Origin of the sequence: Leifsonia sp. Root227, assembly GCF_001428745.1 — a bacterium.
Classification (GTDB): Bacteria; Actinomycetota; Actinomycetes; order Actinomycetales; family Microbacteriaceae; genus Leifsonia.
This window is the reverse complement of sequence record NZ_LMIO01000002.1, coordinates 117769-128799: the sequence shown is the minus strand read 5'-3', so window position 1 is coordinate 128799 and position 11031 is coordinate 117769. Positions and strand designations below refer to the sequence as shown.

Below are 11031 nucleotides of genomic sequence, written 5' to 3'. Positions count from 1 at the left end.
AAGTCTATCGGGGGCAGGACGGTGGGTTCGTCCGTGTTACGACGGTGCGGCAGACAGGCAGTGAGCAGACAGGCTGACCCACCTCAGCAGCTCCCCTTGCTCTTCAGAGACTTCTCGTTCACCACGAACTGCTCGGCGTTCAGCGTCACGGTGGCAGAGCCCTTCGTGATCGCGATGTCGTTCACCAGCACGCCGTCCGGGAGGTACTGGGCGACGCAGACCGGGATCGGGCCGCGGTTGGTCAGCGCCTTGACCAGCGTGGAGAGGTCGAGGGCGCCTGAGCCGCCCGTGGTGACTTTCGCATCCACCGGTTGCAGGTTCACGGTCTTGCCTGCCGCCTCTGGGGCGACGGTGACCTGGTAGCCGATCGGCAGGCCGAGGAGCGACGCGGTGCCGTCGTAGCTCAGCGTTCCATTGCCGAGGGCGAGGTCGCCGTCGACGCCGGGGACGGTGACGAGCTTGTTGAGCGAGGTCTGCGAGATCGTCAGGGAGCCCGCGATCGACTGGACGGGCTTGGAGAAGTCGGACGGGACGCCGGTGGCCGTGATCGTCGCGTCGATCGGCGAACCGTTGACCGCCAGCTTCGGGGCGTCGAGCACGACCTTCTCGAACCGGCCGCTCAGGTACTGCTGCAGCACCGAGACGCCGCCGATGTGCGTCGAGACGTCGCCCTTCACCTCTGCCGGCAGGCTCTTCTCCACCTCGGCGGAGATGCGCTGCTCAGCCACAGAGCGCACGATGGCGTCCGCGATGAAGAACAGTGCGACGAGCGCGACGATCGGGATGAGGATCCAGAGCACCAGGCGCAGCGTACGCCGCCGCTTGGGCGGCTGGACGGTGCCGGCGATCACGTCGGTGGACTGCACGTCTGTCATCGTTCGGAGCTACATTCTGTCCGGAGCGGAGACCCCGAGCAGTCCGAGGCCGTTGCGGATCACCTGGCCGGTGGCGTCGTTCAGCCACAGGCGGGTGCGGTGCAGGTCGGTGACGGGCTCGTCGCCGAGCGGGATGACGCGGGTCGCGGCATACCAAGTGTGGTACAGCCCGGCGAGCTCCTCGATGTAGCGGGCGACCCGGTGCGGCTCGCGCAGCTCGGCCGCCTGGGCGACGATCCGCGGGAACTCCTGCAGACCGCCGAGCAGAGCGGACTCGCTCTCGTGCGTGAGCAGCTCCGGCGCGAACGCGCTGCGGTCCACGCCCGCTGCTGCCGCGTTGGTGGCGACGGAGCGGGTGCGGGCGTGCGCGTACTGCACGTAGAAGACGGGGTTCTCGTTGCTGCGCTTGCTCAGCAGGTCGAGGTCGATGTCGAGCTGCGAGTCGCTGGAGGAGCGCACGAGGGCGTAGCGGCCGGCATCCACGCCCACCGCATCCACCAGGTCGTCGAGGGTGACGATGGTGCCTGCGCGCTTGGACATCTTGACCGGCTCGCCGTCGCGCACCAGGTTGACCATCTGTCCGATCAGGATCTGCAGGTTGACGTTGGGGACGTCGCCGAACGCCTCGACGGCGGCCATCAGGCGGCCGACGTAACCGTGGTGGTCTGCGCCGAGCATGATGAGGTTCTGCTCGAAGCCGCGCTCCCGCTTGTTCAGGTAGTAGCCGAGGTCGCCGGAGATGTACGCCGGCTCGCCATTGGAACGGATGATGACGCGGTCGCGGTCGTCGCCGAACGTGGTGGTACGGAGCCAGACGGCGCCGTCCTCCTCGAAGATGTGACCCTGCTCGCGCAGGCGTTCGATCGCGCGCTCGACGGCGCCGGACTCGTGCAGCGAGTCCTCGTGGAAGTAGACGTCGAAGTCGACGCCGAAGCCGTGCAGCTTCTCCTTGATCTCGGCGAACATCAGCTCGGTGCCGACGGAGCGGAACACCTCCTGCTGCTCCTCGCGCGACAGAGCGGAGAGGTCGCCGTCGAAGCGCTCGACCACCTGCGCGGCGATGTCGCCGATGTACGCTCCGCCGTAGCCGTCCTCCGGGGTCGGCTCTCCGAGGTATGCGGCGAGCAGGCTGCGGGCGAACCGGTCGATCTGCGAGCCGTGGTCGTTGAAGTAGTACTCGCGGGTGACGTCCGCGCCCTCGGCCTGCAGAATGCGGGCGAGGCTGTCCCCGACGGCAGCCCAGCGCACGCCGCCCATGTGGATAGGGCCGGTCGGGTTGGCGGAGACGAACTCCAGGTTGACCAGCAGGCCGTCGTAGAGGTGGCCGTTGCCGTACTCGTCACCGGCCTCGACGATGGTCTTCGCGAGCAGCCCGGCGGCAGCAGCATCCAACCGGAAGTTGATGAACCCTGGACCGGCGACCTCCGCGGAGGCGACACCGTCGATGGATGCGGCGGCCTCGGCGATCTCGGTGGCGAGCTCGCGCGGGTTGGCGCCCACCTTCTTGGCGAGACGCATGGCCACGTTGGATGCCCAGTCGCCGTGGTCGCGGTTCTTCGGGCGCTCCAGGGGAACGTCGTCGATGGTGACGACGACGGGCGCCGCGTCGTCGCCGGCTCCCTGTCGTCGCGCGTCGACAACGGAGGTCACGATGTCGAGCAGGGCGGCGGAGAGGTCAGCAGGAGTCACGGTGAACGATTCTACCGGGCACCGGCTGCATCGATTGCCTAACGAACAGGCCACGGCGGCCGGTCCTCACCAGGAGGCTTGATAGGGTCATCGCGATGTGCGCCGCCGCGCATCCTCTCTCATCGAATCCCGACCATCCGACGGAGAACGAAACCGCATGGCCAAGCACCACCGCACCGCCCTCCGAGCCGCCGCGCCCGTCGCGGTGATCCTCGCCTGCACGCTGGCGCTGAGCGCGTGCGCCGCCCCGTCGAAGAGCTCGGGCGACGCGACGACGCCACCGGCGCAGAACAACGCAGGGGGCACGTCGGCGCCGAGCGCGACGCCGACACAGAAGCCGACCGACCCGCCGACGCCGGTGACGCTCACCTGCGACCAGATCGTCACGGCCGACCAGCTGTACGCGTACAACCCCAACTTCGGCGCGGACCCCGGCTACCAGCCCAAGGACGGCAGCCTCGAGAAGCAGATCGCCGACTGGAAAGGCGCCACCTGCGCGTGGCAGAACCAGACCAGCGGCGATGTGATCGAAGTCGCGATCGCGCAGCCGCCGGCGAGCGAGCTCGAAGGCCTGAAGAACGCCGCGGTCACCGCCGCGACCCCCGTGCCGACGTACGGCGTTCCCCCGGAGGTCGAGGGCTACTTCAAGCAGGGAACCGCCGGCCAGGTGCAGGTCTTCCGCGGCGCATACTGGATCGTCGCCGAGTCGACGGCATTCTTCGAACCTGGCGACGCCGCTCCCCTGCTGCAGGACATCCTCGCCAACGTGCCGAAGTAGGCGCGGGAGCGCGTCACAGGGCGCGCGTGCGGGATGCTAGCCTGGATGGGCACTCCCTGGCCCCCATAGCTCAGGGGATAGAGCGTCTGCCTCCGGAGCAGAAGGCCGTAGGTTCAAATCCTACTGGGGGCACCAGAAACCACAGAGGCCGTCCCGATTCCGGGGCGGCCTCTGTGCGTGCGACGCGGTGCGCGCTACGACGCGACGTCCTCGCGGCGCGGGAGCTTCCAGTCCGGGCGCACGTAGTGGCAGGTGTACCCCCACGGGATGCGCTCCAGGTAGTCCTGGTGCTCAGGCTCCGCCTCCCAGAACGGGCCGGCGGGCTCGACCTCGGTGACGACGGGGCCTGGCCAGAGACCGGAGGCGTCGACGTCGGCGATGGTGTCCTCAGCGATGCGGCGCTGCTCGTCGTTCTCGTAGAAGATCGCCGAGCGGTAGCTGGTGCCCACGTCGTTGCCCTGGCGGTTCTTCGTCGACGGATCGTGGATCTGGAAGAAGAACTCCAGCAGGTCGCGGTAGCTGATCTTCGACGGGTCGAAGATGATCTCCAGGGCCTCGGCGTGGGTGCCGTGGTTGCGGTACGTCGCGTTCGGCACGTCGCCGCCTGTGTAGCCGACGCGGGTGTCGAGCACGCCGGGGCGCTTGCGGATCAGGTCCTCCACTCCCCAGAAACAGCCGCCTGCGAGGACGGCCTTCTCGGTGCGAGGCGTTGTGGGTGTTGCGTCGGTCATCGGGTGACCTCCTCATTCTCGAACAGGTGACGGTAGTCGCCGTATCCCTCGGTGTCGAGGTCGGCGAGCGGGATGAAACGGAGGGCGGCGGAGTTGATGCAGTACCGCAATCCTCCCTCTTCTGCTGGGCCATCGTCGAACAGGTGGCCCAGATGGCTGTCTCCGTGGGCCGAGCGGACCTCTGTGCGGACCATGCCGAAGGTCCTGTCGCGCTTCTCGACGATGTTGGCCGGGTCGACAGGCACAGTGAAGCTCGGCCAGCCGGAACGGCTGTCGTACTTGTTCACCGAGGCGAACAGCGGCTCACCGGAGACGATGTCGACGTAGAGACCTGCCTCCTTGTTGTTCCAGAACTCGTTGCGGAAAGCGGGCTCCGTGGCCTCCTGCTGCGTGACGGCGTACTGCTCGGGGGTCAGGCGGGAGACGGCATCCTGGGTCTTGCGGTAATCGTGTGACACGTGGTCCTCCTCGACGGGGTTCCGGCACAGCTGGCTGCTGGGCCGTCAGTGGATAGAACACGGACCGCCGCGCGGTTGGTCCCGGTGAAACTGTGGGTTTGCTGGCAATGGATGCTCTACCAGGCGTTCATCCCGCGGGGCTAGTCTGTGCACGTTCCATCACCATCACACCCACCGCTGACGACGCGGTAGCCCGATCGGAGCGGCCGCGGACCGGCACGAACGAAGGAACTTCCATGTCCGCGAAACCCACCATCGTCCTCGTCCACGGCGCCTGGGCCGACGCCTCCAGCTGGAACGCCGTCGCCACGTCCCTGCAGCAGCAGGGCTTCCACGTGCTCGCGCCCACCAACCTCCTGCGCAACCCGATCAGCGACTCCGCGTACGTCGCCTCGTTCGTCGCCCAGCGAACGACGGGGCCGGTGGTGCTCGTCGGCCACTCGTACGGCGGCGTGGTGATCAGCGGCGCAGGGCTCGGCGGAGGCGACGTGAAGGCACTCGTCTACGTGGATGCGTTCATCCCCGAGGAGGGCGAGACCGTGTTCTCGATCCTCGGCGGCTCCGGCTCCGCGCTCGACGTGCCCGACCCGACGGCGGTGCTCGACATCGCGGGCTACCCAGGCTCGCCGGACGGCGACGCCGAGGCGTTCCTCAAGCCGGCGACAGTGCACACCGCGTTCGCGCAGGACCTTCCGGAGGCCGACAGGCTGCTCATCGTCGCCGGCCAGCGCCCGATCACCCTCGGCGCGAACACCACGCCTGTCGGAGCGCCGGCCTGGCGCAGCCTGCCGAGCTGGGCCGTCGTCGGCACCGAGGACAAGGTGATCCCGCCCGCGACCCAGCGCAGCATGGCCGAACGTGCAGGCTCGACCATCACCGAGGTGGCCGCGTCGCACGTGTCGATGGTGTCGCAGCCGCAGGCGGCGCTCGACGCGATCCTCGCCGCCGTGGATGCGGTGAGCTGAGCAGGAGGCGACGGCGCGCTGGTCATCGGGTGCCGTCCAGGTCCTCCTCGCGGAGGATCGGGATGGACTCGGTGAACTGCGCCGCCCGCTGCTCCCCGTCCGGGGTGCCGCTGAAGAGGCGGGCCTCCTGCTGCGCTCTGGCGCGTGGCGGAGGGGTCTGCTGCTCCGGCGGCTCCACCATCTCCACGCGGGTGCGCGGGAGCGATGCTGAACTGTAGCGCTGCATCCAGTCGATGAGGCGTTCGCGCACCAGGCAGCGCAGGTCGAACAGGGTCGGAGCATCCCGCGCCGTCACCAGAACGCGCACGCGCACCCAGCCGGAGACCGCATCCGTCACCTGCAGCACCCCGGTGCGGCCGTCCCATAGATCGGTCGTGGCGAGCACCCGGTTGAGCTCAGCGCGCATCCCGCCTGGCGACACCCGCCAGTCGAGGTCGAACTCGACGGAGCCCAGCAGTTCGCTGTGCTGCCTCGTCCAGTTCTCGAACGGCTTGGTGGTGAAGTAGCTGGAGGGCAGCACCAGTCTGCGGTCGTCCCAGATGTGCACGACCACGTAGGTGAGAGTGATCTCCTCGATGGTCCCCCACTGCTGCTCCACCACCACCACGTCGTCGATCCGGATGGCGTCGCTGAACGCGAGCTGCAGCCCGGCGAACAGGTTCGCGAGCGTCGACTGGGCTGCGACACCGGCGATGATCCCGATGACGCCGGCAGAGGCCAGGATGCTCGCCCCCGCCGCCTGCAGAGCGGGGAAGGTCAGCAGGATCGCGCCGAGACCGACGACGACCGCCGCCACGATGGTGAGCCGCCGGATGATGAGCACCTGCGTGCGCACCTTCCTCGCGTATCGATTGTCCGGCACATCCAGCCGATAGCGGTCGAGCCCCAGATCCTCGACGTAGACGGCGAGCGCCGCCGCGAACCAGACGCCCGCGGCGATGGTGAGGATGAGGAAGGTGTGGTGGATCGCGTCCCTCCACCCCGCAGGAACATCGGCGGGCAGGGTGATGGCCACCGCGATCCACAGCACGATCACCATCAGCAGGATGCGGAACGGGATGCGCGCCCGCGCGATCAGCATGGCAGCCCACCCCTTCCGCCGCGCGATGGCGCGGAAGATGCCTCCGACGACGGCGGTGACCAGCACGGCGGCGATGATCGCGGCGACGCAGGCGATGGCGAGACCTGGCCAGGAACGCAGGACGAACACGGGTGCTCCCTTCGGAGGATCGGGTGTGCCCCGGAGTGTACGCGCGGGCTACGCTGAGACCTCTGGGGGAAATCGACGACGAAGCGAGGAGCACGCATGGCAGCGACACGGTCACTCTTCATCGGCGGTACGGGGGTCATCAGCTCCGCCTGTGTCGCCCGATCGCTCGAGGCGGGACACGAGGTGACCGTCATCAACCGCGGCAGTTCCGGGGTGCGGCCGCTGCCGGATGGGGTGGAAGTGCTGCACGCGGACATCCGCGAGCCGGAGAGCGTTCACGCCGTGCTCGGCGAGCGCAGCTTCGACGTTGTGTCGGAGTTCCTGGCGTTCACGCCAGAGCACATCCAGACCGACTTCCGGCTGTTCGAGGGCAGAGTCGGGCAGTACGTGTTCATCAGTTCGGCGTCTGCGTACCAGACGCCACCGTCTCGCCTGCCCGTCACGGAGTCGACGCCGCTGCGCAACCCGTTCTGGCAGTACTCGCGCGACAAGATCGCCTGCGAGGACCTGCTGGTCGAGGCGTACCGCGAGCGCGCATTCCCCGTCACGATCGTTCGTCCGTCGCACACCTACGACCGCACCTCCATCCCGACCAGCGGGCACTGGACCGATCTGGCCAGGATGCGTCGCGGAGCGCCCGTCGTGGTGCACGGCGACGGCACCAGCCTGTGGACCATCACGCACAACACCGACTTCGCGGTGGCGTACGTCGGCCTGCTCGGGCGCCCGGAGGCGGTCGGTGAGGCGTTCCACATCACGTCCGACGAGGCGCCGACCTGGAACCAGATCTACTGCTATCTGGCGGAGGGCCTCGGCGTCGAGGCGGAGCTGGTGCACGTCTCCAGCGCGTCAATCGCCGCCGTCGTGCCGGAGCTGGGTCCTGGGCTCATCGGCGACAAGGCCAACTCGATGGTCTTCGACAACAGCAAGGTGAAGGCGCTCGTGCCGGAGTTCCGGGCGCGCGTGCCGTTCGCGACGGGTGCAGGCGAGATCGTCGAGTGGTTCCTCGCCGACGCGTCGAGGCAGCGTCTCGACCCCGATCTGGATGCGTCGTTCGACCGTCTCGTGGAGCACGCCCGCGCCTTCGGGTGAGCCGGCTCGGGCCGGTGAACCGGCTCGGGCCGGTGAGCCGGCTCCGTCCGGTGACCCGGCTCCGTCGGGCGATGCCGATCAGTCGGGCAGCACAGCCACCGCTTCGATCTCCACGAGTGCGCCAGGTCGCGCCGGCGTGACTGCGAGCACCGTCACTGCGGTGCGGTGCGCTCCCCACACCGCGCCGGTCGCCGCGTACGCCTCGCCGGGGTCGATGCCGACGGCCAGGTAGATCGTGAGCTTGACCACGTACTCCGGCCCCGTGCCGGCCTCTGCGAGCACGGCCAGGACGTTGCGGAGCGCCTGCTCGGTCTGCGCCTGGAGGCCGTCGAGCAGGGTGCCTTCGGCGTCTGTGCCGTTCTGCCCTCCGACATAGAGCGTCGGCCCTGTCTGGGCGAGCATCCCCTGGGCGAAGGCCGGACTGGCGTGCAGGCCCGGCGGGTCGATGGGCGTTGGTCGTGCGGTCATGGCGGCTCCCCTCGCAGCTGCGTGCATCCATCTGGACGTGCGTCCATCGTGGCGGAGACCACCGACATCGAAACAGCCTCTTTACTATTAAGAAACTTTCCTGATACATTCACCACGCACGATTGTTCCAACGAAGGGATGTGCGCGATGGCCACCAGACCAGTGCCGGGGACTCCGTCCTGGCTCCGCGAGACCAATGACCGCACAGCCCTGTCCTTGCTGCTCGAGCACGGCGTGCTCACCCGCAACAGGATCGGCGAACTCTCCGGCCTCTCGAAGCCGACAGCGGCCCAGATGGTCTCCCGGCTGGAGACGGCAGGACTCATCCACGCCGTCGGCGAAGTGTCAGGTGGACGCGGCCCGAACGCGGCCAGCTACGCCGTCCGCACCGACCGCGTGCTCGGCGTCGCCATCGACATCGACGCCACCACCATCCGGTCGACGGTCGTCGATGCCAGCGGAACAGAGCATCCCATCGCCGAGACGCCGCTTCGGGTCTCCGACGCCGACCGCACTCCGGAGTCCGACGTCCGCGAGGCGATCGACGGCGCCTGCCAGGCGGCAGGGGTCGCCGGCGAGAGCGTCAGCGCTGTCTGCATCGGCGTGCAGGGCGCGCTCGATCCGCGCACGGACGAGCTGACCTTCATCGAGACGCTGCCAGGCTGGCCCATGCAGGGCATCACAGCGCACCTCGAAGCAGCGCTCGGCATCACCGTCCACATCGACAACGACGTGAACCTCGCCGCCATCGCCGAGCGGACGGACGGCGTCGGCCGAGACACCGGCGGCTTCGCGCTGCTCTGGATGGGAGACGGTCTCGGCCTCTCCGTCGACCAGGGCGGCTCCGTCCACCGCGGAGCGTCGGGAGGGGCGGGCGAGATCGGCTACCTTCCCATCCCCCGCGCCGCCGCGGAGCTCGACCAGGACGCCCAGGACCTGCAGGACCTGATCGGCGGGCCGACCGTCGCCCGCCTCGCCGAACGCCACGGGATGCGCGCCGCCGACTACACCGCCGCCGTCGAGGCCATCCCCTCCTCCCCCGCCAGGGATGCGCTGCTCGCCGAACTGGCGCCGCGCATCGCCGTCGGGGTGGTCCCCGTGCTCGCCCTGCTCGATCCAGAGCTGGTCGTGCTCGGCGGCCCGACAGGACGTGCGGGCGGCGACGCGCTCGCCGAGCTCGTCAGCGCAGAGCTCCGCGCCTCCTGGGGGTCGTCCACCGTCGTCGCGACAGGGGTGCCTGCGCACCCCGTGCTCCGCGGCGCGCGGGAACACCTGCTCGCGGAGGTGCGCAACGCGCTCTTCGCCGAAGTGTCGAGGATCTCCGCCTAGCGCGGAGCACCGGCAACGCTCCACCGCAGCACCCGCACCACTGCATCACCCGTCCATCGAACGCATCACGAACCGGAATCAGTGAGGAACCACCCGTGAAACACCGTCAACGTCACATCATCGCCACCGTCGCGGTCGCCGCGGCGGCGGCCCTGGCCCTCGCCGGGTGCTCCGGCGGAGGCAGCAGCGCCTCCTTCGAGGCGAACACCCCGAAGGAGCTGTCCGGCACCGTCTCGTTCTGGCACTTCTTCTCCGACCGAGAGGCCAAGGTCATCCAGTCGGTCGTCGACGACTTCGAGAAGAAGAACCCGAAGATCAAAGTCGAGGTGCACTCCGGCCAGGACGACGAAAAGCTGCAGAAGGCCATCGCCACCGGCAGCAAGGTGGATGTCGGCCTGTCGTACTCGACGGACATCGTCGGCAACTTCTGCTCCAACGGCGCCTTCCGCAGCCTCAACAAGGTGATCGAGCGCGACGGCGTCGACATGAGCCAGTTCTCCGACACCGTGAAGTCGTACACCGAGTTCAAGGGCACTCGCTGCGCGATGCCGATGCTCGCCGACGTCTACGGCCTCTACTACAACAAGGATCTGCTCTCCGCGGCCGGCTTCACCGCTCCGCCGAAGACCCTGTCCGAGCTGGAGACGATGGCGGACAAGCTGACCACGTTCAACCCGGACGGCTCGATCAAGACCCTGGGCTTCAACCCGACCATGGGCTGGTACGAGAACGCGGCGGCGCACTACGGCCCAGCGGCGGGAGCCGACTGGCTCAAGTCCGACGGCACGAGCGCGATCAGCTCCAGCACGGGCTGGACAGAGCTGATGGAGTGGCAGAAGGCATATGTCGACAAGATCGGCTGGGACAAGCTGAACACCTTCACCTCCGGTCTCGGCCAGGAGTTCTCAGCGGACAACGCCTTCCAGACCGGCCAGGTGGCCATGAACATGGACGGTGAGTACCGCACGGCGTTCATCGCCGACCAGGCGAAGAAGCTGAACTACGGCACTGCTCCGTTCCCGACCGCCGACGACCACACCGAGCTGTACGGCGGCGGATACATGACGGGCAACATCATCGGCATCTCGAAGGGCTCCAAGAACCCGGAGCTCGCCTGGGCGCTGCTGAAGTACCTCACCACCGACACGGATGCGGTCGTCAAGCTCGCCAACGGCCTCAAGAACGTGCCGACCACGAAGGACGCGCTCAACTCGCCGAAGCTCGAGGTCTCCGACCAGTACAAGACGTTCCTCGACGTCGCATCCAGCCCGAACGTGGCCACCACCCCCGCCAGCCCGCTCGGCGCCGGATACCAGCAGTCGTTCCAGGACTTCTGGAACAAGTACCAGAGCCAGGGCGGCGACCTGCAGGCGGGTCTCAAGAACGTCGACAAGCAGATCAACGACGCTCTCGCGCTGACGACGGGTCCGTAAGGT

11 protein-coding genes and 1 tRNA gene are annotated in these 11031 nt (G+C 68.3%); 6 read left to right on the top strand and 6 right to left on the bottom strand.

Annotation, left to right across the window (positions count from 1 at the left end; translation table 11 throughout):
• Window positions 1-83 precede the first annotated feature (83 nt).
• On the bottom strand, window positions 84-875 hold the full coding sequence (locus ASE16_RS05545) for a DUF2993 domain-containing protein (protein WP_055891977.1): 792 nt from the start codon (window positions 873-875) through the stop codon (window positions 84-86).
• 9 nt (window positions 876-884) lie between these two features.
• On the bottom strand, window positions 885-2564 hold the full coding sequence (gene argS, locus ASE16_RS05540; protein ID WP_055891974.1) for an arginine--tRNA ligase: 1680 nt from the start codon (window positions 2562-2564) through the stop codon (window positions 885-887).
• A gap of 157 nt (window positions 2565-2721) precedes the next feature.
• On the opposite strand from argS, the gene ASE16_RS05535 reads away from it, so the two are divergent.
• Both ASE16_RS05535 and ASE16_RS05530 read left to right on the top strand, forming a co-directional pair.
• Entirely contained in the window at window positions 2722-3342 is a 621-nt protein-coding gene (locus ASE16_RS05535; RefSeq protein ID WP_055891971.1) for a hypothetical protein, read from the top strand.
• 59 nt (window positions 3343-3401) lie between these two features.
• Window positions 3402-3477, top strand: a tRNA-Arg gene (locus ASE16_RS05530).
• Window positions 3478-3536: 59 nt separating this feature from the next.
• On the opposite strand, the gene msrA is transcribed toward ASE16_RS05530, so the two are convergent.
• Complete coding sequence (gene msrA / locus ASE16_RS05525) at window positions 3537-4073, bottom strand: peptide-methionine (S)-S-oxide reductase MsrA (RefSeq protein ID WP_055891968.1); 537 nt, start codon at window positions 4071-4073, stop codon at window positions 3537-3539.
• Window positions 4070-4531 carry a peptide-methionine (R)-S-oxide reductase MsrB gene (gene msrB, locus ASE16_RS05520; protein ID WP_055891965.1) on the bottom strand — a complete coding sequence of 154 codons (462 nt, stop codon included), beginning with the start codon at window positions 4529-4531 and terminating at the stop codon, window positions 4070-4072. Before msrB ends, msrA begins: the two co-directional genes overlap by 4 nt.
• A gap of 236 nt (window positions 4532-4767) precedes the next feature.
• On the opposite strand from msrB, the gene ASE16_RS05515 reads away from it, so the two are divergent.
• The gene (locus tag ASE16_RS05515; RefSeq protein ID WP_055891962.1) at window positions 4768-5496 is read left to right on the top strand and encodes an alpha/beta fold hydrolase; all 729 of its coding nucleotides are present in this window, start codon (window positions 4768-4770) and stop codon (window positions 5494-5496) included.
• A gap of 22 nt (window positions 5497-5518) precedes the next feature.
• Here the strand turns inward: ASE16_RS05515 and ASE16_RS05510 are convergent, their stop codons facing one another.
• Window positions 5519-6706: a mechanosensitive ion channel family protein gene (locus tag ASE16_RS05510; RefSeq protein WP_082581265.1), complete on the bottom strand. Its 1188-nt coding sequence runs from the start codon at window positions 6704-6706 to the stop codon at window positions 5519-5521.
• Window positions 6707-6802: 96 nt separating this feature from the next.
• On the opposite strand from ASE16_RS05510, the gene ASE16_RS05505 reads away from it, so the two are divergent.
• A complete protein-coding gene (locus ASE16_RS05505; protein WP_055891959.1) occupies window positions 6803-7798 on the top strand; it encodes an SDR family oxidoreductase in 996 nt (331 codons plus the stop codon).
• 78 nt (window positions 7799-7876) lie between these two features.
• On the opposite strand, the gene ASE16_RS05500 is transcribed toward ASE16_RS05505, so the two are convergent.
• The gene (locus tag ASE16_RS05500) at window positions 7877-8266 is read right to left on the bottom strand and encodes a RidA family protein (protein WP_055891956.1); all 390 of its coding nucleotides are present in this window, start codon (window positions 8264-8266) and stop codon (window positions 7877-7879) included.
• A gap of 147 nt (window positions 8267-8413) precedes the next feature.
• Between ASE16_RS05500 and ASE16_RS05495 the strand changes: the two genes are divergently transcribed.
• Together ASE16_RS05495 and ASE16_RS05490 are read left to right on the top strand one after the other, a co-directional pair.
• On the top strand, window positions 8414-9595 hold the full coding sequence (locus ASE16_RS05495; RefSeq protein WP_055891953.1) for an ROK family transcriptional regulator: 1182 nt from the start codon (window positions 8414-8416) through the stop codon (window positions 9593-9595).
• A 95-nt stretch (window positions 9596-9690) separates the two neighbouring features.
• Window positions 9691-11028, top strand: coding sequence for an ABC transporter substrate-binding protein (locus tag ASE16_RS05490; RefSeq protein ID WP_055891950.1), 1338 nt, complete (start codon window positions 9691-9693; stop codon window positions 11026-11028).
• Window positions 11029-11031: the final 3 nt, after the last annotated feature.

Excerpts from the sequence above, each read along its gene's own strand:
- ASE16_RS05545 (WP_055891977.1), bottom strand. The coding sequence starts at position 875 with ATGACAGACGTGCAGTCCACCGACGTGATCGCCGGCACCGTCCAGCCG.
- ASE16_RS05535 (WP_055891971.1), top strand. The coding sequence starts at position 2,722 with ATGGCCAAGCACCACCGCACCGCCCTCCGAGCCGCCGCGCCCGTCGCG.
- msrA (WP_055891968.1), bottom strand. The coding sequence starts at position 4,073 with ATGACCGACGCAACACCCACAACGCCTCGCACCGAGAAGGCCGTCCTC.
- ASE16_RS05515 (WP_055891962.1), top strand. The coding sequence starts at position 4,768 with ATGTCCGCGAAACCCACCATCGTCCTCGTCCACGGCGCCTGGGCCGAC.
- ASE16_RS05505 (WP_055891959.1), top strand. The coding sequence starts at position 6,803 with ATGGCAGCGACACGGTCACTCTTCATCGGCGGTACGGGGGTCATCAGC.
- ASE16_RS05500 (WP_055891956.1), bottom strand. The coding sequence starts at position 8,266 with ATGACCGCACGACCAACGCCCATCGACCCGCCGGGCCTGCACGCCAGT.
- ASE16_RS05495 (WP_055891953.1), top strand. The coding sequence starts at position 8,414 with ATGGCCACCAGACCAGTGCCGGGGACTCCGTCCTGGCTCCGCGAGACC.